The sequence below is a fragment of the Micromonospora arborensis genome (assembly GCF_003205615.1).
In the GTDB taxonomy this organism is placed as follows: Bacteria; Actinomycetota; Actinomycetes; order Mycobacteriales; family Micromonosporaceae; genus Micromonospora; species Micromonospora arborensis.
Map to the genome: position 1 here is coordinate 69,215 of NZ_PYBV01000014.1, position 21,578 is coordinate 90,792.

Consider the following 21,578-nt stretch of genomic DNA (forward strand, 5'->3'; position numbering starts at 1 on the left):
CGGACCAGCTCGGCGCGCTCAGTCCTGGTTCCAGGTGTCCGTCTCAAGTGTCGACGCCGCACCATCCCCGGCCACCTGGCCGCTGGCGAGCGTCCGGCCGGACGCGTCGAGCGCCTCGACGACGAGGCCCGTCATGGAGTGGGGCACGGGCACCACCGCCCCGGCGCCGCTGACCGCAGCCGTCGCCACCTCGCGCCCGTCCTGGGCCACACGCACCCGGGTGGCTGCCGCCGGCGTCACCACGAGCAGGGTCCGCTCGCCCTCGTCGCCGATGTTGTCACTGTCGATCGAGACAGCCAGGACGCCTGCGGGATCGGTCGGGTCCGCTGTGACGACGAAGGAGGCGCCGGTGCCGATCACGCCGTTGAGCCTTGGTCGATCGAGGTCGATCGTCACCTGGCCGATCCAGCCGCCGCCGGCGGCTGGAGCGGCCAGGATCGTCGCCTCGCCGCTCTCCAGCGACGCGTCGGCGGCCGGCGATCCGCCGGTGGAGCGGGCGGGAAGGCCGGTGGCGTGCCCGCCCCACACCACGCTCGGCAGGGCGGCCAGTTGGTATCCCCTCGACTTGGCGTACTCCGACACCATCAGTCGGGCACGCTGCTCCGGGACACTGCCGCGTACGCGGGACATCGCGGTCGCGAGCTGCGCGTCGGTGATCGAGTCCGGCAACAGCGAACCGGGGCCGGGGATCATCTTGCGTGTCACCGCGCCGCAGTCGACCCGCCACCACTCGGGCCGCTGGGTCTTCGGGGTACGGATCAGGTAGGACCCGGTCGGCTCCGGGGTCCACTGGAACGCCGTGCCGTTGGGCAATGGTGAGCTCAGGAAGACGCACCCGGCGGGTGCGATCGCCACGTGGATGACTTTGCCCGGGCCGGACGGGTCGCCCAAGGCGAGGCTCTCGTAGGGTTCCAAGCCGTCGCTGACGCCCCGAACGGCGTTGGTGCTGACCAGTTCCTCGGCGCTGGCACCCTCGTCGGCGGACAGCCACATCGCGGTACTCGGCCAGCCGGTGGCTGGATCGGGCTGGTCGCGGACGAAGGCGGCGAGCGCGATCCGCTGGCCGCCGACATCGTCGACGAACAACACCTTCACCGCGGTCACCGGTACATCCATTCGGGGGATGTCTCCCCGGCGCTGCGCGGCCAACAGGAGTTCGGAAAGCTGGCGGACATAGCCGCTGTCCTGACCGACGACGCCGCGTGGTGGTGACTGGAGGAGTTTGTCCGACCAGGCCACCACGGGTGCGCTGGATTCGGTCGAGTCTGCCGGTGGTGGTTGGGTGGTCCGGCCCGGGTCGGCGATCGCGAAGGCCGCTCCGCCCACCGAGACCACCAGGGCCAGGGCCAGCCCGCCGAGCCGGCGCTGCCGGCTCCGTCGGTAACGCGCCCTGGCTCGACCGTACGGATCCGGCTGTGGGGTCAGGGTGCCGCTCAGCTCGGCCAGGGCCCGGCTCAGTTCCTCGTCGACAGTCATGGTGTTGCCCCCGTCATCGTCGTCGTCCCGGTCGGTGCTGGTCTGGCTGCCGCTGAGGCCGGAACCGGTGGCGGCGCATCCGACGCCAGTGCGAGACGCAGGCGTGCCAAGCCTCTCGACGCACGGCTCTTGACCGACCCGACGGAGCAGCCCAGGGTGGCCGCGACCGCCGCCTCCGGCAGATCGACCACGTACCGGAGCACGATCACGGCCCGGGTGCGGGGCGTCAGCTCCCGCATCGCCTCGTAGAGGGCGTGCCGTTCCGCCACGGCCTCTGTCATGTCTCGGGTGGACGACCGGTCCGGCAGGATCGCCGTCACCACCTCGTGCACCCGTTGGCGACGCCAGGTGCTGATGTGCTGGTTGATCATGACCCGCCGCAGGTACGCCATGGGATCGTCGACCCGTCGCCACCGGCGCATCACCTTCACCAGGGCCGCCTGCACCAGATCCTCGGCGTCCTGCGCCGACCCGGTGAGGTGGTACGCCACGCGCAGAAGATCCATGTAGCGCGTATCGACGAACTCGCGGAAATGCTCGTCGTCAACTGCCATCAGCCCCCGCCTCGATTGGTTACCCATCACGACTCCGCCGAGGCTCGAAAGGTTGAAAGCCGGCAGCAGTTGCGTCAGCTCGACCCCGGATTTCGGGCTCCGGTCATCAAGTCGTTCGAGAACCAGGACGGCTCACGGGTGGCATCGAGCTTCTGCTTGACCGGCAGCAACAACGGTGTGTTCGGAACCACTCCCGACGGCGCTTCACTCGAAATCTTCGGTACGGCTGTCTGGGGGTACGCGAGGACGGCATGCTGGTGTCGAACCGTGTCGAGCGCAACGCGTTCGAGGTATACCAGCAGCTCACCGGCCGCGCACGGTAAGCGCAACGAGTCAAGGCCCCTCCGTGGAGGGGCCTTGACCTTCACTTACCTCTGGTCGGGGTGGCCGGATTCGAACCGACGACCTCTTCGTCCCGAACGAAGCGCGCTACCAAGCTGCGCCACACCCCGAGGCGTGCCGACAAATAGTAGCCCACCCGCCCCGATGGTCAAACTCGGTACCCCCGCCGCCTGGACCAGGTCCGGAGCAGCCAAGATCCGCACAACTTCCGGGATGTTGCTGCCTCACGACGCGCCGAGGCAGCAACATCCCCGATGGTGCGCGGATCTTGAAGCGGGAAGCGAGGCAGGGCGCGCGGGCGTGCCGCGCGGGCGCGCCGCGCGGGCGCGCCGCGCGGGCGCGGCGTGCGGGGTCAGCGGGGGATGAGGGTGAGGATGCTGGCCTCCGGGGGGCAGGCGAAGCGGACCGGGGCGGTCGGGTGGGTGCCGAGGCCGGCGGAGACGTGCAGCCAGGAGTCCGAGCCCGGCCACCGGTGCAGACCGCGCGCCATCGAGCGGGGCAGGCCGCAGTTGGTCACCAGCGCCCCGTAGCCCGGCACGCAGACCTGGCCGCCGTGGGTGTGCCCGGCCAGCAGCAGCCCGAAGCTGTCCGCGGCCATCTGGTCCAGTACCCGTGGTTCGGGGGAGTGCGCCAGCGCGATCGACAGGTCGGCCGAGGACGAGACCGGGCCGGCGACCGACGGGTAGTCGTCCCGGTCGATGTGGGGGTCGTCCACGCCGACCAGGTCGAGCTGCCGACCGCCGGCCTTCAGCATGGTCCGGGCGTTGTTGAGGTCCGCCCAGCCGGCGCCGGTGAACACCTGCCGCAGCTCCTCGTAGGGCAGCTCGACACCCTCGGTGTACTCCCGGTCGGGCAGGAAGTAGGTGAACGGGTTCTTCAACACCGGCCCGGTGTAGTCGTTGGAGCCGAACACGAACGCGCCCGGAAAGTCCAGCAGCGGCTGCAGGGCGCGCAGCACTCCGGGCACCGCCTCCGGGTGCGCCATGTTGTCGCCGGTCACCACCACCAGGTCGGGGTCGAGGGCGGCCAGCGACGCCACCCAGCGCTGCTTGCGCGCCTGGTCGGGCATCATGTGCAGGTCCGAGAGGTGCAACACGCGCAGCGGCTCCGCGTCGGCCGGCAACACCGGCACGTCGTACCGCCGCAGGGTGAACATGTTGCGCTCGATGAGCGACGCGTACGCGAGCGTGGCCGCGCCGACCGTGGCGGTTCCGGCGGCAAGCCGGAATAGTGTGCGCTTTCGCATGGCGTTCAGGGTAGTTTGACCGTCCATGAGCACGCTGAAGGACCGCCTCACTGCCGACATGCGTTCCGCGCTCAAGGCGCGCGACGAGCTGACCACCTCCACGCTGCGGATGGCCCTGGCTGCCGTCGGCACCGCCGAGGTCGCCGGCAAGGCCAAGCGCGAGCTCACCGATGACGAGGTGCTCGCGGTGTTGACCAAGGAGGCCAAGAAGCGCCGGGAGGCGGCCACCGCCTTCGCCGACGCCGGTCGTTCCGAGCAGGCCGCGAAGGAGAGCGCCGAGGGTGAGGTGTTGGACCGCTACCTGCCCAAGCAGCTCGGCGACGCCGAGCTGACCGAGCTGGTGGCGGGGGCGCTCGCCGCGGGCGGCTTCACCGGTAAGGCCCAGATGGGCCCGGCCATGAAGGCGGCCCAGGCCGCGGTGGCGGGCCAGGCCGAGGGTGGTCGGGTGGCCGCCGAGGTACGCCGACAGCTCGGTCTCTGACTCGCCGGCACCCCGGTCGGCGGCGCTGTGATCGCCGGCCCTGGATCAGCGGCGCTGTGATCGCCGGCCCTGGATCAGCAGGCGGTAGCCGCGGCCAGCCGTGGTCCGGACAGACGAAACGGGCGGGCACCCGCAGAGGGTGCCCGCCCGTCGTGTCCTACTCAGCGGCTCAGCCGCCCGGTCGACCGCCGGGTCGACCGCCGGGCTGCCCGGTGGGGGGGGTGCCGGGCGGGGCGGCACCGCCACCGTTGCTGACCAGGATGGTGACCACGCCACCCTTGATGGTGCGTCCGTCCGGGCTGGTGCCTGCCGCCTCGCCCGCCTTGCACGGTGAGGCGATCTTCGTGCTGGAGACCACCGGCTCGAAGCTGGCGCCCTTGAGCCGGTTCCTCGCCTGATCCACCGAAACGCACTTCACGTCGGGGATGCTGCGCTGGTCACCCTCGGAGATCTTCTGGCCCGGCGGCTCGAACGGGATCGCCTTCTTGCCCTTCATCGCGTCCCGCAGCGTCTGCCACACCGGAGGGTTGATGCCGTCGTCCTCCTTGTGCTTCATCTTCACGTTGGTCTGCGGCCAGTCCGGGTCGGCCATGATGCCGGCGACCGAGTACTGCTTGGTCATCGCGACCAGGGCGGCGGTCTTCTCCGAGTCGGTGGTGCCGGACTTGCCGGCCACCGGATAACCGACGTCGTTGCGCACGTTGCCGGCGGTGGATCCGGAGCACCGGGAGGAGGAGGACTTGTCACCGACCGGGCAGCGGGCCGCGTCCACCGCGGCGCGGGCCACGTCGGTGCTGAACCGCTTCTCGCAGCGCGGGTTGGCGACGTCGAGCTTGTTGCCCTCCGGGTCGCGGATCTCCTGCACCGGGATCGGCTCACAGAAGGTGCCGTCGGCGGCCAGTGTGGCGTAGGCGTTGGCCAGATCCAGCGGGGTGGTCTGCGAGACGCCCAGGGTGAAGGCGCCCCACTGGTGCGCCCCCTTCTCCAGGTCCAGATCCTCCTGGGCACGGAAGTTGATGCCCATCCTCTTGGCGGCCTTGACCACGTTCTCCGCGCCGACCTGCTGCTGAAGCGGCACGAAGTAGGTGTTGATCGACTGGCCGAACGCCGTCCACATGTTCTGCGGGCCGGCGGCCTTCTTGCCCGAGTTGGTCGGGCAGTAGAAGTGGGTGCCGGGGCAGGCCGCGTCGCTGCTGCTGTCGATGATGTATTCCGACTTGAACATCGCTGGCGCGTTGATGGAGTAGCTGAGCGGGATGCCCTTCTCCAACGCCGCCACGATCGTGAAGATCTTGAAGGTCGAGCCGGCCTGATAGCCGGTGATGCCGTCGCCGCCGGTGAGCAGCGGGTTGACGGTTGCCGGGTAGTTGCCCCGGATGCCCTTCCTGCTCTTCGCCGGATTACTGGAGAGCTTGTTGGTCGGCTTCTTCGGGTCGTCGAGTTTGAACTGCCGGTTGACCGCGAGCGCCCGGACCCGGCCACTGCCGGGCTCGACCACCGCGACCATCGCGGCTTCCTTGCTGTTCTCGCTCTTGGCCTTGCGGACCGCCTTGTCCGCGGCGCTCTGCGCCTTGACGTCGATCGAGGTCACGACGGTGTAGCCGCCGCTCTTCAGCCGCCGCTCCCGGTCGTACGTGGTCGAACCGAACGTCTCCTGCTGCATCCACCAGCGGTAGAAGTAGTCGCAGAAGAAGCCCCAGCTGTTGAGGTTCGCGGCGACGCAGCCGTTGGGGGTGCGCTTGTCTTGCACCTTGAGCGGGACGGCCTTGGCCGTGTCGGCTTCCTGCTGGGTGATGGCCTTGGTCTTGACCATGTTGTCGATGACGTAGTCGCGCCGTTCCAGAGCCTTGGGGTAACCACCCTCGGTGGTCGGGTCGTTCGTCGTGGGCGCCTTGACCATGCCGGCCAGCAGCGCCGCCTCCTCAATCTTGAGCTTGCTCGGCGGCTTGGCGAAGTAGACCTGGCTGGCGGCGTAGATGCCGTACGCGCCGTTGCCGAACGAGGCGAGGTTGAGGTAGCGGGTGAGGATCTCGTCCTTGGAGAATTCCTTGTCGACCTGGAGGGCCAGCCGCATCTCGCGAAGCTTGCGGGCGCTGGTGTCCTCGGTGGCCGCGACCACGTCGGCCGGGTGGGTGGCCGAGTAGGCGATGGCCAGCCGGACGTACTGCATGGTCAGCGTCGAAGCGCCCTGCCGGCCGGAGCCTTCGCTCTGGTTGTTGACGAACGCGCGGGCGACGCCGTTGATGTCGACGCCGTTGTGCTTGTAGAAGTCATGGTCCTCGGCCGCGATGATGGCCTTCACCATGTTGGGCGAGATGTCGGCGAGCTTCACGTCGCGCCGGTTCTCGTCGTACATGGTCGCGAGCGGTGTCTTGCCGTCCGAGGCCAGCAGATAGCTGATCTGCGGCGCGCGGGCCACCGTCAGCTCCGTGGGCAGGGCGCCGAATGTCTCGGCGCCCGCCTTGGCGGCCAAGCCGGACATCGCCACTGCGGGGAAGGCCGCCGCAGCGACCACCACGCCAGCCAACAGGCCACATACGAGCAGCGATGCGGCGTTGGTCAGCACATTGTGGTCACGTTTCCGCATCCAGTTCACCTCGACAGGGTACGCGAGTAGGGAACGAGGGGCGCCTGGGTGTTCTTTCCCCATTTCCTGCACGCGCTGCCCTCGTTGTGCTAAACGCACGACCCCCGGTGCTTGGTTGCGTGTGACCTGGCGTGAGTCTCCTCCGATTCAGGGAGGCGGCGCAGCGTTATCGCCGACCTCGGCGGGGTAACCGGCGGTCGAAGGCCCGGGAAGCCGGGAGTGTCCGGAATGATGGATTTCGCCGACAACGTTGCGTAATCAGTCGACTACAGAGCATGATGGGGGCGGCGACAGCGCCACATGTCGTCCGTGCCGCCTTGGGGAAGGCGAGCCGGGCGATCGGGGGGAATTGCCGGCTGGCGTACATCGACGAGGTCGGTAGGTACTGCAAGGGGGGACGTGTACACATGGGCATGATCACTGACTGGCCGTCGCTTGCGGCATGTCAGAACGGGGACCCGGACGCGTTGTTCGTACAGGGTGCCGAACAGAACGTGGCGAAGCGGATTTGCCGGAGCTGCCCTGTTCGCTACGAGTGCCTGGCCGACGCGCTGGACAACCGGATCGAGTTCGGTGTGTGGGGCGGCATGACCGAACGCGAACGGCGGGCGCTGCTGCGTCGACACCCGCAGGTGACGAGCTGGCGCAAGATGTTCGAGGCTGCGATGAAGAAGAACAGCAAGGAGAAGGCCGGCAAGGACAAGGTCCTCGTCACTGCGGCCACCTGACGTCGGTCACGGCCGACTGATCGCCGCGCCGATCGTCCGTAGCCCGTCGACGTCGTGCACGTCGGCGGGCTGCGCCGTCACCGACACCGCCGGCACCGCCGGGAACGCCTCGGTGAAGCGCGCGGCCACCTGTTGTTCGCGTACCGCCTGACGGGCCAGTGCGGCGTGCGCCCGCAGCACATCGACGGTGGCCTCATGCCCACCCAGCTCGGTCAGCCGCTCGGCGGCGACCCGGCTCTGCTCGGCGTCTAGCTCCGGCACCGCCGGTCGGTGCACCCGGTTGAGCACCAGGCCGGACAGCGGCATCCGTTCGTCCCGCAGGCGGCCGGCGAAGTAGGCGGCCTCCCGGACCGCGTCCGGCTCCGGTGTCGCGACCAGCAGAAAGGCCGTCTCCCGCGCCTGCAGGATGCGGTACGTCTGCTCGGCCCGCTGCCGGAAACCGCCGAACATCGAATCCAGAGCGGCCACGAAGCCGGACAGGTCGGTGAGCAACTGCGCACCGAGCACCTTCTGCACCACTTTCGAGAACATCCCGAACGAGGCCGTGACCAGGCTGAACATGCTCCGCCCGCCGCTGCGCGCCGGGGCCAGCAGCAGTCGCAACATCCGGCCGTCGAGGAAACGGGAGAGCCGGGCCGGCGCGTCCAGGAAATCCAGTGCCGAGCGGGACGGTGGCGTGTCCACCACGATCAGGTCCCATTCGCCCCGGGCGTGCAGCTGACCCAGCTTCTCCATCGCCATGTATTCCTGTGTGCCGGCGAACGTCGAGCTCATCGCCTGGTAGAACGGGTTCGCAAAGATCTCGGCGGCCTTCGCGGGGTCGGTGTGCTGCAGCACCACGTCGTCGAAGGTGCGCTTCATGTCCAGCATCATGGCGTGCAGCTCGCCGCCGCTGCTCTCGACGTCGATCCCCTTGACCTGGCGGGGGGTGTTGTCCAGCTCGGTCAGGCCCAGCGACTGCGCCAGCCGGCGGGCCGGGTCGATGGTGAGCACCACCGTGCGCCGGCCGTGCTGCTCGGCGGCCCGCAGCGCCAGCGCCGCGGCCGTGGTCGTCTTTCCCACCCCGCCGGCACCGCAGCACACGATGATCTTGACGCCGTGGTCGGCGAGGATCTGGTCGACGTCCAGCTGCGGCGCCGCGTCTTCGGAAGGCACCAATCGAGCGTATCGGGCCGGCTGGGTCCGTGCGCCCGTGCTGAGCTCAGGTGTGAGTCAATCGGCGCGGACGAGGGCCTGGGCCAGTGCCGCGAGCCCCGCCCGGTCCACCCCGTCGGGCAGCAACGGCAACTCGACCATCGGCAGCCCCAACTCCACCAGGTCGGCGCGGAGCGAATCCTCCAATTCGCGCCGGATGACCTGGTCGCGTGCCTCGTCGTGCAACCCGGCCACGGTGTCCCGATCGGCCGGCAGCCCGGCGGCGACCAGCCCACGCTTCAGCTCCGCCGCGGTGACCGCCCGGCCGGCAGGCAGCGGGGGCCGGGTGCCGTTGACGATCACTTTTCCGATGCCGAAGCCGAGTGCGGTCAGGTCGGCGATCGCGTCCACCGTCTCCTGTACCGGCATCTCCTCCAGCAACGTGACCACGTGCACCGCTGTCATCGGGGAACGCAACAGCGCGGCGACCCCCTCGCTCTGGGTCTTGATCGGGCCGACCTTGGCCAGCCGGGCCGTCTCCGCCGTCACGTTGAGGAAACGACCGATCCGCCCGGTCGGCGGGGCGTCCAGCACCACCGCGTCGTACGCGCGCCGCTGCCCGGACGTACGGGTGGTGGCCTCCTTAACCTTGCCGGTGAGGAGCACGTCCCGCAGACCTGGCGCGATGGTGGTGGCGAAGTCGATGGCGCCGAGCTTGCGCAGCGCCCGGCCCGCCGCGCCGAGCTTGTAGAACATGTCGAGGTACTCGAGCAGCGCCTCCTCCGCGTCCACCGCGAGGGCGCGCACCTCACCACCCTCCGGCGCTTCGGCGAGGTGTCGCTCCTCGTAGGGCAGCGGGTCGATGCCGAAGAGTTGGGCGATGCCCTGCCGCCCCTCGACCTCGACCAGCAGGGTGCGTCGACCACCCGCGGCGAGCGCGAGGGCCAGGGCCGCCGCCACGCTGGTCTTGCCGGTGCCGCCCTTGCCGGTCACCACGTGGAGGCGGGCGGACCATCCGGTACCGGCCGGGTCGAACGGCCGCTCAGCTGCAGACACCCGTCGAGCCTATCCACGCGTGGTGGTCAGGCGACCTCGCAGACCCACCAACCCGTCTTCTGCACCACAGTGAAGCGCAGGTCCTGGTCGGCCACCTTCTCGTCCGAGGTGGTCATGGTGATCCGGGTGGAGACGGTGGCCCGTTCCCCGGTCTGGTTGTCCACCTTCGGGGTGGTCCACCGGAAGCGCGGGTTCTGGTACGCGGAGGCGTACTTCTGCACCTCGGCGACCTTGGCGGTGATCTTCTCGTCATCGCGGGAGGCGGCGCACACGCGGCTGGCCGCCTTGGTCGCGTCGCGGTCCTTGTAGACCGCGGTCAGGAACTCGTCGACGGCGACCGCCGGCTCCTTGGCGCCCTCGCCGGTCTCGGCGTTGCGCAGGGTCAGGAACGCCACCACACCGCCGCCCACACAGAGCACCATGATCACGACCAGTGCGATCGCGGCGATCAGCAGGCCGCGCTTCTTCTTCGGCTCGGCGGCGCCCGGGTAGGGCGGGTATCCCGGTGGGGGCGGCGGGATCACCGAGGGAGCCGGGGTGCCCGGTTGCGTCGCTGCGGCGGCCACGGGGTCGCCCGACAGGCCGGCGGCAGCGTCGGCCCCGCTGGTCGGCCCGGGGAAGGATTGCTGGAGGGGGACGGTCGGCTGGGCGGGGAGCGCCGCCGGGGCGGCGGGGAGCGCGAGCTGCCCGGACGGCGCGGCGGGGGCCGGCTGACCGGGAACGACCGCAGCGCCGGGCCGACCGCCGGGCTCCGGCTGGGTCGGCGGCGGGACGGGTGGGCCGGCCTGGTCACCGTTGGGTGGTTGGGTCATCGTCTTTCCCCCGGGGGTGCGGAGCCCGCCGCCACCCCTGGCGTCGAGCGTGATCGAGCGGGCTGCCGGGCGCTGCGCGACCGTCCGACCGGAAGGGTAACGGTCGATGACCGCGTCGGTGTCGCCCCCGCCGCACAGTGCTGCCCACCGATCCCGCCGGCGGGACCGGCGTCCGGTGCGCTGTCGGGCTCTCGGCTGACTTGTGTCGCATATGTGACTGCGGGTGACCAATCGGGCGCGTCCTGTTGTCGGGACTGCGACCCCGGACCTACCTTTCGTCCCGGCGCGGGGGCCGGAACGGACGAATGGGTCCGGACCGGAAGCGTGATCCGAGCGGTACGACCGGAGGCAGTGCATGCGCGACGCGGACAACATCCCTCGCACCCAATACCCGAACACCGACCGGCCGCGCCGGCCCGGGTCCCTGTTCGACGCCGGTGGACAGATCGGCGGCCAAGCGATCAACGAACGGTCGTACCGCCGAATGCCGGAGCAAGCGGAGGTGGCTCGGGCGCCGAGCCACCCCGCCGAGCGGTTCCGCGACGACGACGAGCCGGGCTTCGTCATCCACCTGCCGATCCGGGTGCCGAACCTGGCCGCGGCGACCGTGCTGGCCGGCCGGGTCGCGGTGTCCCTGGGCTTCCTGCCCGAACTGGATGCCGGCGAGACCACCGTGTCCAACGCCGACGATCAGAACAACCGGCACCGGGTGTTCTGCGACCTGCTGCTGCCCGACCGGTCCCGCTGCCCCCAGGGGTACGAGCACGAGGGGCTCTGCGGGGAGGTGCCGGCTGCGCCGGAGCAGCGTCCCGCGTCTCGCCCGGCCAACGGACCGTAGGCTGTCCCTCGAACAATTCCGCACCGAGAGGGAGCCCTTCAGCGATGCAGAAGTGGGAATACTCCACGGTCCCGCTGCTGGTCCACGCGACCAAGCAGATCCTCGACAACTGGGGCGAGGACGGGTGGGAGCTCGTCGCCGTGGTCCCCGGGCCGAACCCGGACCAGCTCGTCGCCTACCTGAAGCGACCCAAGGCGTGAGCGCGAGGAGTGCAGCGAAGCGGAGCCCCGCAGTCGCGAACATCGAGGTGGCGCCGTGAGCAACGGACCGCACGCGAAGCTTGCCGAGCTGGGTCTCGAACTGCCCGAGGTCGTGCCGCCGGTGGCCAGCTACGTGCCGGCCGTGCAGTCCGGGCAGCACGTCTACGTTTCCGGTCAACTGCCGATCGCCGAGGGCAAGCTGCTCGCGACCGGCAAGGTCGGCGCCGGGATCTCCGCCGAGCAGGCGAAGGATCTGGCCCAGCGGTGTGCGCTCAACGCGCTGGCCGCGGTCGACTCGCTGGTCGGCTTGGAAAACGTGGTCAAGGTGGTCAAGGTGACCGGTTTCGTGGCCTCCGCGCCCGGCTTCACCGGTCAGCCCGCTGTGATCAACGGTGCCTCCGACCTCTTCGGCACTGTCTTCGGCGAGGCCGGCCGCCATGCCCGCAGCGCCGTCGGGGTGGCCGAGTTGCCCCTCGACGCCCCGGTGGAGGTCGAACTGATCGTCGAGGTCGCCTGACACCTCGCCACCGCGATCCGCGGCCCGTCCGGAAGGGCCCCTTCTTGTCGATCACGCGCTAGCAAGGGGCCCTTCCTTCGGGTTGGGTGGGCAAGATCGTGGGGTGTGGCGGGCGGGGTCGTACGATCGCAGCCATGAGCGGGCACGTGACGGCGCCGGCGGCGGCGCTCGCCGACGAGCTGCCGACCTGGGTGACACTGCTGCGTGCGCCGAATCCTGGGCCGATGACCCTCGACGGCACCAACACCTGGGTGCTGCGCGCCCCGGCAGCCGAGTCCAGCGTCGTGGTCGACCCGGGGCCGGCGGACGAGGGGCACCTGACCCGGATCGCCGAGCACGGCCCCGTCGGTCTGATCCTGATCACCCACGGTCACCCGGACCACACCGAGGGCGCGGCCCGGCTGAGTGAGCTGCTCGGTGGGGTGCACGTCCTCGCCGTCGACCCGGCACACACCATCGGTGGTGCTCCCCTGAGCGAACCGGGTGAGCAGTTCGGCGGCTTCGGCCTGGAGATCCGTATGCTGGACACTCCGGGGCACACCGCCGACTCGGTCTGCTTCCTCGTCGAGCACGGCGACGACCGGGTGGTGCTCACCGGTGACACCATCCTCGGCCGGGGCACCACCGTGGTCGCCCACCCGGACGGGCACCTCGGTGACTACCTGGCCAGCCTGGAGTTGCTGTCCGCGTACCGGGGGATTCCGGCGCTGCCCGGGCACGGCCCGGCGCTGGCCGACTGCGCCGCGGCCGCCGACTTCTACCTCGCCCACCGCCGGGCCCGGCTCGACCAGGTCCGCGCGGCGGTCGCCGCCGGTGCCCGCACGCCCGCCGACGTGGTGGCGGTGGTCTACGCGGACGTGGACCGCTCGCTCTGGTGGGCGGCCGAATGGTCGGTCCGGGCCCAGTTGGAGTATCTGGGTGTCGGCACCGGGGAATCCGCACCCGGGGTCAGTGGGTTGGAGCACATGTGACCTGCCCCGTGTGTGGAACCGTTGCCGTTCCCGGTGCGCGGTTCTGCCACAACTGCGGTGCCGCGCTGCCGGCCGCCGCCACGTTGCCGGCGGCCGAGCGCCGGGTGGTCACCGTGCTGTTCGGCGATCTCTCCGAGTTCACCTCCTGGTCGGAGGATCTTGACCCGGAACGCGTCGGCGCGGTCACCGACCGGGTGCTCGCCGCCCTCGCCGGTGCGGTGAAGACCTTCGGCGGGCACGTCGACAAGCTGACCGGTGACGGGATCATGGCGGTCTTCGGTGCGCCGGTGGCACACGAGGACGACGCCGAACGTGCCGTCCGGGCCGCCCTGTCCATGCAGCGGGCCGTCCGTCGGGTGCTCGACGACGAGCGGGGCGGCGGAGCGCCGCTCGGGCTGCGGGTCGGGCTCAACACCGGCGACGTCATCGCGGGCATCCAGGCCGCCATCGAATACACGGTCATCGGCGACACGGTGAACACCGCCGCCCGGCTGGCCGACGCCGCCGCGGTGGGCGCGGTCTACGCCGGCGGGCGCACCGTCGCCGCCACCCGGCACGTGTCCTCCTGGCGGGCGCTGCGCCCGCTGCGGCTCAAGGGCAAGCGTGAGCCGGTCGAGGCGTACGAGCTGCTGGGTCTGCTGGACGCGCCGGGCACCCGGTCGGGGCTCGGCGACGAAGCGCCGTACGTGGGCCGGGAGACGGAGATCGGCCGGATCGCCGGCCGGCTCGCCGAGGTGATCGACCAGGGGGACCCGCGGGTGCTGCTGATGACCGCCGAGGCGGGCATCGGCAAGTCCCGGTTCGCCGCGGAGGTGGAACGCCTCGCCGCCGGGTACGACGTGGGCGCGGGCCGGTACGCGGCGCACACGGGTGCCCGGGTGCTCTCGGTGCGCTGCGCCGCGTTTGGTGAGCGGCGTCGGCTGGCGCCCCTCGCCGACCTGGTGCGGGCCGCCGTCGGCCTGCCCAGTGACGCCGCCACCGCGCTGACCCGACCGGCGGTGGAGGAGAGGTTGCGGCGGCTCGGGCAGCGGCTCGCCCGCTCCGGCGGTGAGACCCCACCGATCGCCACCGAGCAGCTGCTCGCCCTGCTCGGCTACGCCGAACTCCCGGCGCACGGTGGCACCGACACCGGCGAGTGGGGCGGGTCGGGTACCCCGCCCGCGGATGCCGAGGTGGTGCCGAACGCGGTCGCCGACCTGCTCAGTGGGCTCGCCTCAGAGGCGCCGCTGGTGATCGTGGTGGACGATCTGCACGATGCCACCGCCGAGACGATAAGTGCTCTCGGGCTGGCCCTGTCCAGGCTCACCGGGCCGGTGCTGGTGCTGCTGCTCGGCCGTCCCGAGTTGGTGCGTACCGCAGGCGCGTTGACCCGGGTCGCGGACGCCGAGGTGCACTCCCTGCCGCCGCTGCGTGGTGCCGACGCGGCGCGGCTGCTGACGAGCTACCTCGGCGGCGGCAAGTTGCCACCGGCCGACGCCGACCGGTTGCTCGCCACCGCTCAGGGCAACCCGTTCTACCTGGCCGAGCTGGTCACCCTGCTCATCGAGCGCGGGGCGCTCACCACCGAATCGACGCGCGGTGTCCGCGCCGCGGAATCAGCGCGCGGTGTCCGCGCCACCGAATCGACGCGCGGTGTCCGCGCCACGGAATCGACGCGCGGTGTCGGCGTCGCGGAATCAGCGCGGGGTGCCGGCGCTCCGGAACCGGCGCGCGGTGCCGGCGTCGCGGAATCGGCGCGCGGTGCGGTGGAGCGGCCCGCGTCCGGCGAGCGGGAGCAGAGCGCGTCGGCCGGCTGGCGGTTGGTGCCCGGTTCGCTGGGCAGCAGGCTGCTCTCCCGGGACCTCGCCGCCGTGCTCGCCGCCCGGATCGACGCGTTGCCGCCGGACGCCCGTTCGGTGCTGCGTGATGCCGCGGTGGTCGGTGACACGGTGCCGACAGGTGCCCTGGAGGCGTTGCGTGAGCAGCGTGCCGGCCGCGATGGCCGGCCGTCGGCCGTGGTCGCCGTGGAGCTCGACCGTGCTGTCGAGGAGCTGCTGCAACGCCGGATGCTGCACCGCTCCCGTACCGGTTACTCGTTCGCGACCCCGCTGATGCGGGAGGCCGCGTACGCCGGGGTGAGCAAGGCCGAGCTGGCCGAGCGGCACGCCGCGCTGGCCCGCTGGGCGGCGCCGGCGGACGAGGCCGCGGCCGGCACCGTGGGCGGGTTCACCGAAGAGGCCCGGGACGACTTCGTGGCGACGCACGTCGAGCGGGCCGCCAGGCTCGCCGACGCGGTGAAGTTGCGTCCGGACGCGCCAGCCCGGGCGGTGGTCCCGCTCGGCGTCGCCGCGCTCGGCCGGGCCGCCCGCCGGTCGCTGTCCGCCGGTGAACCGGTGCTGGCCGTCGAGTTCGCCGAACGCGCCACCGAGTTGGCCCGCGACGGTGTGCCCGCAGCCGATCGGGTGGTGCACGCACGGGCACTGCTCCAGGTCGGTCGCGTGGTCGACGCGTTGACGTACGCCGAGAAGATCGCCGCGAACGCGGGCGACGAGGCCACCCGGGTCAACGCCCTGCTGCTCGCGGGCCAGGCCCAGGAGACCCTGGGGGACCAGGGTCGGGCGATCATCGCCTGGCAGGAGGCGTTGCAGGTGGCCACGGCGGGTGGGCTCCCCGTGCAGCGCGCCACGGCGATGCGCCGGCTCGGCATGGCCGACTTCGTGGCCGGGCGGCTGAGTCAGGCGAGCAGCCGGTTGGCCGCCGCGTACCAGGTCAGTCTCGGTGCCAAGGATCGACGCGGGCAGGCCTGGTCGCTGCAGAACCTGGCCTGGGTGACCACCACCCGGGGTGACTTCGCCGGCACCGACGCGGTGCTCGGGCGGGCCGCCCGGCTCTTCGCCGAGCTGAAGGACCCGTACGGGCGGGCCTGGCTGCGCGGCACGACGGCATTCGCCCGGCTGCTCGCCGGGCGACTGCGCGAGGCGTGCCGGATGGCGCAGGTGTTCCTGCCCTTCGGCGAGCGGGTTGGTGAGGCGTGGGCGGTAGGCACGCTGCGTGCGGTCGCGGCGTTCGCCACCGCCGAGTTGGGTGATCTGGCCGAGGCGGACCGGGAGGCCCGGAGGGCGTACCGGGAGTTCGCCGCCGCGTCCGACGACTGGGGGCGCGGGTTCGCGCTGGTGGTCCGGGCGGTGGTGGCACGCGGGCTGGGCGAGCCGGAGCACGCGGCGGACCTGCTCACCGACGCCCTGGCGTACGCGGAGCGCACCTCGCACCCGCTGCTCACCGGGATGGCCGGCACGCTGCGCGGCTTCGTCGCGATGGACATGGGTGACTGCGAGACGGCCGAGCGGGTCGCCCGCGCGGTGCTGACCACTGTGGAACCGCACAATCCGCAGGCCCCGGCCCAGGTGGCGCCCCGGGTGTTGCTGGCGACGGCACGTCTGGCCGCCGGTGACTCGGCGACCGCGGTCGGGCTGCTCGCCCCGGTGGCGACGGTCGCCGCGAACGCACCGTCGCTGCTCTTCTCCCGCCGGCAGACGATGGCCCAGTACGCGTCGGCGTTGCTCGCCCACGGTCAGCGTGAGCAGGCGTTGGACTGGGCCCGGCGGGCGGTGACCGCGCCGGCCGAGGACGTGCGCAGCCAGGTGCTCGCGGCCAGCGTGCTGGCCGAGGCGCTCGCCGCGTGCGGTGAGCCGACGGAGGCGTTGGCCTCCGCCGACGAGGCGGTCCGCCTGGCGTACGCGACCGAGCAGCGCAGCGAACGCGACGCGGCGAATGCCCTCCGCGCCCGCCTAACCCCCCTCGCCCCACAGGGTTGATCAAGAGGTTTGCGTCAGGAAACCGGCCTCCGCTGACCGAAACCTCTTGATCGACCCGGTGCGGGTGGGGGTGGGGCGGGTTTTGGCGGTTCCGGGGATGTGGTTGTCGGGGTGAGGGGCTAGCGTGTCAGCACCGTGTGCCGGTCCACATTGGTGACCGTCGCCGTGCCTGGGGAGGCCCTTCATGAAGCTGCCGCGATCCATCGCGGGCTGGACCATCGCGGTCTTCGGCGTGTTGGCGCTGGCGATGGGCGCGCTCGGGCTGCTCTGGCCGGAGGCGCAGTTGCGCATGCTCGGGCTCGAGGTGCCGGAGACGCGCACCGCTGGTGACTACACCGGCACGTTCCTGGTGGCGTCCTCGATGGCGGCGTTCAACATGGGCGTCTACTACCTCCTCGCCACGGTCACCGAGTGGCGGGCGTTCTACCGGTTCACCGTGGTCTTCCGGCTGGTCACGTTCACCGTGTTCACCATCGCCGTGCTGGCCGACATCGCTCCCGACGGGTTCTTCGGCGTGGCGGCGTGGGAGGGGCTGGGGGCCGTGGCCACCGCCGTTGGCCTGCGCCTGGACGCCCGCCGGGTCGCGCCGGCCGGCGGGGTCGGCACGCCTGCGGGTCCCGAGTCGGCAGTGACCGTCGAGGGGGGTACCGGCGCGGCCGGTGCCGCTCCGGCGGACGCGGCGCGCTGAGCCGCTGGCCGGGTTGGGTATTTTCGAGCGGTGACCGACACCCCGACCGGCGGCCCGCCGGTGCCGATTGTGCCTGGTCTGACTGATTTGCGGGTCTTTGCCCGGGGTGGGTACGCGACCGTCTACCAGGCCACCCAGATCTCCGTGGGTCGTGAGGTCGCCGTCAAGGTGGAGAACCGGACGCTGGACAGCGAGCGGGATCAGGCCCGCTTCCTCCGCGAGGCGCGGGCCGCCGGCCGGATGTCGTCGCACCCACACGTGGTGGACCTCTTCGACGTCGGAGTCACCGTCGACCAGCACCCATACCTGATCATGGAACTCTGCGACGGCTCGTACGCCGAACGGATGCGGACCTCGCCGCTGGACCCGGTGGAGGCCCGTGACCTCGGCATCAAGATCGCCGACGCGCTGGCCCACTCGCACGCGGCCGGGGTGCTGCACCGGGACGTGAAACCGGCCAACATCCTCTACTCGGGCTTCAACTCGGCCGTGCTCGCCGACTTCGGCCTGGCCGTGCTCGCCGAGCACCGGGACGCGTCGGTCACCCTGGAGGTGCTCACCCCGGCGTACGCGCCGCCGGAAATGTTCAGCCACAGCCCACCGTCGCCGGCCGTCGACGTGTACGCGCTCTGCGCCACCCTCTACGCGGTGATGCACGGTCGGCCGCCACGCTGGCAGTCCGAGCGCAACCCCAGCCTGGTCACCGTGTTGGAGATGTTCAACCAGCCGCTTCCGGGCCTGCCCGGCGTACCGGACGAACTGATCGACGTACTGCGCGCCGGCATGGCCAACGACCCGGCCGAGCGTCCCTCCGCCGTCGAACTGCACGACCTGCTCGCCAGCCTGCCGCTCGGCCCACCGGCGGCGCCGGTCAGCGGCGCCCCGGTCAGCGGAGGCGCGACCCGCCCCGGCCCGTACGCGGTCAGTCAGCCGCTGCCCCGGCCGCCCATCGAGGACACCCAGCAGGTGATCCCCGGTGGCCGACGTTGGCGGCGCTGGTTCTTCGGTGGTGCCGGGGTGCTGGCACTCGCCGCCTCCGCCACCGCCGGTGCCTGGGTCGCCGACCGGGCGCCACCGCCCTCCCCGAACCCGTCGGCCACCCAGATCGCCGCACCGGCGACCGGGCCGCTGCCCGGCTGCGTGACCGGCACCGGCCCGCCCACCGCCCTGCCCGAGGGCGCCCGGTGCCTGCCCGAGCTGGAATGCTTCGGCCCGGTGCGGATCCGCGGCAGCCGCGCCGAGGCGACCCGACTGTCCTGCGCCGACCGGCACACCTGGGAGACGTACGCCGAGGGCATCCTGCCGGTGTCGCTGGTCGGCGCCGACTACGACGAGGTAATCGCCGCCCAGCCGGTGCGGCAGGTCTGCAGTGTGAGGACGTTCCGGCTGACCACCGGGATCGCCGAGCCGAGCGGCTGGCACCTGGAGGTGCTCCCGCCGGTCGACGGCAACATCGACCGGGTCTACCGGTGTCTGGCCGGTCGGGGCGTGGACGCGCTCGCCGCGCCCACTCTCACCGGCCGCTGAACCCGTTCGACCCGCGCCGCCGGTCACGCACCGCACGCAACGCGTCCCGACTGTCCAGGGCGTCCAGGGTGTCCGCGTCGATCCCGTACGGCATCAGCTCGGCCGGCCCTCCGGTCGCCGACCGGTCCACCGGCTCCGGATCGTCGACCTGCCGGGCGGCCGAGGCGGCGACCCCGGCGACCATGATCAGCAGGACGCAGAGCAGCGCGAGGATCACGCCGAGAAGGTCTTGTCGGCGCCAGAGGACCAGCATGACCAGCGGCGCGAGGGCTCCCAACGCCGCGATCACCGCCACGGTCCGCGCATCGGGCCTGGGCAATCGACTCACCTGTCCAGCATGTCGTGACATCGGCGGCTGTCAACCGCAAAGCGGACCGCCACGCCGATCGACCGGGCCGTCCGACGTGCCCGGTTGGCGTCACCTCGGAATGGACCGCACTCGCTACTCTCGGTGTTCCGCAGGCTGCTCCGTCAGCGAGGTGCCCATGAACGCACACAGTTCCCGGTCCCGGCTCCGCTCGGTCGCGACGACGCTGGCGGTCGCCCTCGCCCTCACCCTGGCCGCCGCCGCCGGCTGTGACAGCCGGAAGGAACCGGACCTGCCTTCGGTACAGGAGGTGCTCCGCGAGTCGCACATCTACGGCCAGACGAAGCTGCGCATCGGTGTCGCCACCAACGAGCCGCTGATGGGCGAGCTCCGCAACGGGCAGCACGCCGGCTTCGACGTCGAGATCGGCCGGTACATCGCCGCCTCCCTCGGCTACGAGGGGGACCAGCGGTTGGAGTTCGTCTCCGTGGCCACCGAGGACCGGATCCCGGCGCTGCAGGGCGGCACTGTCGACCTGGTGGTGTCCAGCTTCTCGATGACCGAGGAGCGCAAGAAGCTGGTCAGCTTCGCCGGGCCGTACTTCGTCACCACGCAGGAAGTGCTGGTGTCGAGCCGGCTCAAGGACAAGATCCGCACCATTGAGGACCTGCGCGACCCGGCCTACCGGGTCTGCACGAGCGGCGGCTCCACCACCGAGGCCGAGCTGGAGAAGCGCCAGGTCAAGACGTTCGTGGTGAAGGACGTCGGCGATTGCGTCGATGGCATCCGCAAGGGCCGGTACGACGCGGTCAGCTCGGACGAGTCGATCCTCGCCGGTTTCCTGGCCAGCTTCCCCAAGGAGTTCGAGTTCGTGGACATGCCGTTCGGCACCAGCGAGTTGCTGGGCATCGGTGTGCCGATCGGTGATCCCGCACTGCGCGACCTGGTCGCGTTCTTCCTGCAGAAGAGCTACGAGCAGGGTCGGGACGGGCAGGCGAGCCCCTGGCAGACGGCGTACAACCGGACGTTGGGTCCATGGCTGAAGGCCGAGAAGCGCCAGCCGCAGCCGCTGGAGGTGCCGAAGCTCGTCGACTTCGACGACAAGGCTCCCCGGCGGTGAGCACGGCGCCGACCACCACCGGCGGCGCCGACGCCGACGGACCGGTGCCGCCACCCCGGGCGTCCGTGCCGCACGAAACCACCACCGTGCCGGGTGTCGACAGTCCGCTCGATGCCGCGCCGGACGCGGCCGGCTGGCCGGCGGGTGTGCCGGTCGCCGCACCCGCCGAACCGGTCGTCGCCGACGTCGGGTCCGGGCGGGTGCGGTGGGACCCGGCGGAGCGGCGCGCTCGGGCCAGCCAGTCGTTCTGGACGGCACTGGTGGGCGTACCGGCGATCTTCTCGGTGCTTCGGCTCGGGGTGGAGGCGGGCGGCGAACTCCAGACCACGTTGCTGCTGGTCGCGAACGTCGGGCCGGTCAACCTGCTCGCCGGTTTCCTGACCACGGCCGCCCGGTTGCTCTCCACCGGAATGGTCGCCGTCTTCGCCCTCGGTGCGGTGTTGGCCGTCAGTGCCGATCGGCTGCCACCGGGGACCCGCCGTCGTCCGCTCTTCGCCCGCTGGGCGGACATCACCCCGGCCTGGGTGGTGCTGGCCAGTTTCCTGCTCGCCCTGATCACCTGGCCGCTGCTCTACCTGCCGCTGCTGCTGCCGGCGTTCGTGGCCGCGTTCCAACTCCGCCCCGCGCGGCTGCACGAACGGGTGCTGCCGCGGCTGCTCATGATCGTCGCGTTGCTCGCCGGGTACGGCTGGCTGCTGCTCCCCACACTGCGGGACGCGGCGGAGCAGGGTGACGAGCGGCTGGTGCTGGTGCTTCTCGTGGTGCCGCCGCTGTTGGCCCTGTTCATCGCGGGGCCACTGCCGGGCATGGTGATCCGGCCGCTGGCGTCGGTGACCGAGGTGGCGATGCTGGCCACGCTGGTCTGGGCCGCAGTGCCGGTGATCAGCACTCCGGTGCTGCCGCTGACCGTCACGACCGTGGGCACGGAGAACGGACCTGCCGAGGACGTGCGCGGGCATGTGATCACCACGGACGACGTCAACATGGTGATCCTGCAGGAGCGGGGTGGCGTGCGGTACGTGCCGGTCGACCTGGTCCGCGCGCAGGTGCTCTGCCCGACCGAGGAGGAACTGCCCCGGCACCAACTGCGCATCCACGACTTCCACGTCGAGGACTCACTGCTGGAGGGCATGGGCCGTCGGGTTCGCCCGGTCCACCGCATCGATGCCGCCTGCCGTACCCCGGCCTGACGTTCCAGGC

18 protein-coding genes, 1 tRNA gene and 2 pseudogenes are annotated in these 21,578 nt (G+C 71.4%); 12 read left to right on the top strand and 9 right to left on the bottom strand.

From position 1 onward, the window contains the following. Positions 1–18 precede the first annotated feature (18 nt). The 4 genes from C7C45_RS11755 to C7C45_RS11770 form a co-directional block, all read right to left on the bottom strand. Positions 19–1,476: a hypothetical protein gene (locus tag C7C45_RS11755; RefSeq protein WP_110563663.1), complete on the bottom strand. Its 1,458-nt coding sequence runs from the start codon at positions 1,474–1,476 to the stop codon at positions 19–21. Next, positions 1,473–2,030 carry a SigE family RNA polymerase sigma factor gene (locus tag C7C45_RS11760; RefSeq protein WP_110563664.1) on the bottom strand — a complete coding sequence of 186 codons (558 nt, stop codon included), beginning with the start codon at positions 2,028–2,030 and terminating at the stop codon, positions 1,473–1,475. The genes C7C45_RS11755 and C7C45_RS11760 overlap by 4 nt, the downstream gene beginning before the upstream one ends. A 375-nt stretch (positions 2,031–2,405) precedes the next feature. Further along, positions 2,406–2,482, bottom strand: a tRNA-Pro gene (locus tag C7C45_RS11765). A 242-nt stretch (positions 2,483–2,724) separates the two neighbouring features. Next, complete coding sequence (locus tag C7C45_RS11770; RefSeq protein ID WP_110563665.1) at positions 2,725–3,618, bottom strand: metallophosphoesterase; 894 nt, start codon at positions 3,616–3,618, stop codon at positions 2,725–2,727. A 25-nt stretch (positions 3,619–3,643) separates the two neighbouring features. Here C7C45_RS11770 and C7C45_RS11775 point away from each other — a divergent pair, with 25 nt between their 5' ends. Next, positions 3,644–4,099 carry a GatB/YqeY domain-containing protein gene (locus C7C45_RS11775; RefSeq protein WP_110563666.1) on the top strand — a complete coding sequence of 152 codons (456 nt, stop codon included), beginning with the start codon at positions 3,644–3,646 and terminating at the stop codon, positions 4,097–4,099. A gap of 169 nt (positions 4,100–4,268) precedes the next feature. Here the strand turns inward: C7C45_RS11775 and C7C45_RS11780 are convergent, their stop codons facing one another. Then, the gene (locus tag C7C45_RS11780) at positions 4,269–6,686 is read right to left on the bottom strand and encodes a penicillin-binding protein (RefSeq protein WP_110563834.1); all 2,418 of its coding nucleotides are present in this window, start codon (positions 6,684–6,686) and stop codon (positions 4,269–4,271) included. 407 nt (positions 6,687–7,093) lie between these two features. On the opposite strand from C7C45_RS11780, the gene C7C45_RS11785 reads away from it, so the two are divergent. Then, a complete protein-coding gene (locus tag C7C45_RS11785; protein ID WP_110563667.1) occupies positions 7,094–7,414 on the top strand; it encodes a WhiB family transcriptional regulator in 321 nt (106 codons plus the stop codon). A gap of 6 nt (positions 7,415–7,420) precedes the next feature. Here the strand turns inward: C7C45_RS11785 and bagB are convergent, their stop codons facing one another. The 3 genes from bagB to C7C45_RS34940 are packed head-to-tail and all read right to left on the bottom strand — an operon-like array spanning position 7,421 to position 10,185. Next, positions 7,421–8,572, bottom strand: a complete 1,152-nt coding sequence (bagB, locus tag C7C45_RS11790) for an ArsA family ATPase (protein WP_208641136.1) — start codon at positions 8,570–8,572, stop codon at positions 7,421–7,423. A gap of 54 nt (positions 8,573–8,626) precedes the next feature. Then, complete coding sequence (gene bagA / locus C7C45_RS11795; RefSeq protein ID WP_110563669.1) at positions 8,627–9,604, bottom strand: ATPase BagA; 978 nt, start codon at positions 9,602–9,604, stop codon at positions 8,627–8,629. 26 nt (positions 9,605–9,630) lie between these two features. Beyond that, complete coding sequence (locus C7C45_RS34940; protein WP_425271132.1) at positions 9,631–10,185, bottom strand: Rv0361 family membrane protein; 555 nt, start codon at positions 10,183–10,185, stop codon at positions 9,631–9,633. A gap of 586 nt (positions 10,186–10,771) precedes the next feature. Here C7C45_RS34940 and C7C45_RS11805 point away from each other — a divergent pair. The 8 genes and pseudogenes from C7C45_RS11805 to C7C45_RS11830 all read left to right on the top strand — a co-directional run bounded on the left by C7C45_RS11805 (position 10,772) and on the right by C7C45_RS11830 (position 18,951). Next, positions 10,772–11,254 (top strand): hypothetical protein, encoded by a 483-nt coding sequence (locus C7C45_RS11805; protein WP_110563670.1) that lies wholly within the window; start codon positions 10,772–10,774, stop codon positions 11,252–11,254. A gap of 44 nt (positions 11,255–11,298) precedes the next feature. Continuing rightward, the gene (sp36, locus tag C7C45_RS34020; protein WP_007466198.1) at positions 11,299–11,454 is read left to right on the top strand and encodes a Sp36 family protein; all 156 of its coding nucleotides are present in this window, start codon (positions 11,299–11,301) and stop codon (positions 11,452–11,454) included. Positions 11,455–11,509: 55 nt separating this feature from the next. Continuing rightward, positions 11,510–11,971 (top strand): RidA family protein, encoded by a 462-nt coding sequence (locus C7C45_RS11810; RefSeq protein WP_110563671.1) that lies wholly within the window; start codon positions 11,510–11,512, stop codon positions 11,969–11,971. Between the two features lie 134 nt (positions 11,972–12,105). Beyond that, positions 12,106–12,942, top strand: coding sequence for an MBL fold metallo-hydrolase (locus C7C45_RS11815; RefSeq protein WP_110563672.1), 837 nt, complete (start codon positions 12,106–12,108; stop codon positions 12,940–12,942). Then, positions 12,939–14,504, top strand: a pseudogene (locus C7C45_RS35835) (adenylate/guanylate cyclase domain-containing protein); the annotation flags it as partial. The gene C7C45_RS11815 and the pseudogene C7C45_RS35835, both read left to right, overlap by 4 nt. A gap of 228 nt (positions 14,505–14,732) precedes the next feature. After that, positions 14,733–16,736, top strand: a pseudogene (locus tag C7C45_RS35840) (ATP-binding protein); the annotation flags it as partial. Positions 16,737–16,920: 184 nt separating this feature from the next. Next, a complete protein-coding gene (locus C7C45_RS11825; protein ID WP_110563674.1) occupies positions 16,921–17,424 on the top strand; it encodes a hypothetical protein in 504 nt (167 codons plus the stop codon). 30 nt (positions 17,425–17,454) lie between these two features. Continuing rightward, the gene (locus C7C45_RS11830; protein ID WP_110563675.1) at positions 17,455–18,951 is read left to right on the top strand and encodes a serine/threonine-protein kinase; all 1,497 of its coding nucleotides are present in this window, start codon (positions 17,455–17,457) and stop codon (positions 18,949–18,951) included. Here the strand turns inward: C7C45_RS11830 and C7C45_RS11835 are convergent. Beyond that, entirely contained in the window at positions 18,938–19,279 is a 342-nt protein-coding gene (locus C7C45_RS11835) for a hypothetical protein (protein WP_146247310.1), read from the bottom strand. The two genes, C7C45_RS11830 and C7C45_RS11835, sit on opposite strands and share 14 nt — an antisense overlap. Positions 19,280–19,436: 157 nt before the next feature. Between C7C45_RS11835 and C7C45_RS11840 the strand changes: the two genes are divergently transcribed. Then, on the top strand, positions 19,437–20,378 hold the full coding sequence (locus tag C7C45_RS11840; protein ID WP_110563677.1) for a transporter substrate-binding domain-containing protein: 942 nt from the start codon (positions 19,437–19,439) through the stop codon (positions 20,376–20,378). Next, positions 20,375–21,568 carry a hypothetical protein gene (locus C7C45_RS11845; RefSeq protein ID WP_110563678.1) on the top strand — a complete coding sequence of 398 codons (1,194 nt, stop codon included), beginning with the start codon at positions 20,375–20,377 and terminating at the stop codon, positions 21,566–21,568. The genes C7C45_RS11840 and C7C45_RS11845 overlap by 4 nt, the downstream gene beginning before the upstream one ends. Positions 21,569–21,578: the final 10 nt, after the last annotated feature.